General features: G+C 65.2%; 1 protein-coding gene. It reads left to right on the top strand.

The window, feature by feature from the left end:
- The coding region (locus ON44_RS03785; RefSeq protein WP_040686389.1) for a heme-binding beta-barrel domain-containing protein at positions 1–569 on the top strand (569 nt) is incomplete at both ends.

Here is a 569-nt window from a genome sequence, read left to right as displayed (position 1 = left end):
CCGAGGCTGCCGAACGGGCGAAATGGACTGGTGCGCGCAATATTCCGGTGCTACCGGATCTACCGCTGCCGGAGGACACCGCGAATCTACGGCTCGGTCCGGATCTGAGTTCATCGATGCTGGCGCTGCTGCCGATGGTCGGCGTGTGGCGCGGTGAGGGCGAGGGCAACGATCCCGCTCGCGGCGACTACCGCTTCGGCCAGCAGATAGTCGTTTCCCATGACGGCGGCGATTACCTGGCCTGGGACTCGCGTTCCTGGGTCATCGAATCCGACGGCTCCTACGGTGGACCCGATTTGCGCGAGAGCGGCTTCTGGCGGGTCGGCATCGACGGCGACGACGAGGTCATCGAACTGCTGCTGACCCACAGCACCGGCATCGTCGAACTCTTCTATGGCACCGCGCTGACCCAGTCCTCTTGGGAATTGGCCACCGATGTCGTCATCCGCAGCCAATCCGGCATCGTCGTCGGCGGAGCCAAACGGTTGTACGGCATCGTCGAAGGCGGTGACCTGGCCTACGTCGAGGAGCGCGTCGTGGCCGACGGTCCCCTCGAACCCCGCCTTTCG

Origin of the sequence: Nocardia vinacea NBRC 16497, assembly GCF_000308835.1 — a bacterium.
GTDB lineage: Bacteria > Actinomycetota > Actinomycetes > Mycobacteriales > Mycobacteriaceae > Nocardia > Nocardia vinacea.
The sequence above is the reverse complement of the archived record's forward strand: the minus strand, read 5'-3'. Positions and strand labels throughout refer to the sequence as shown.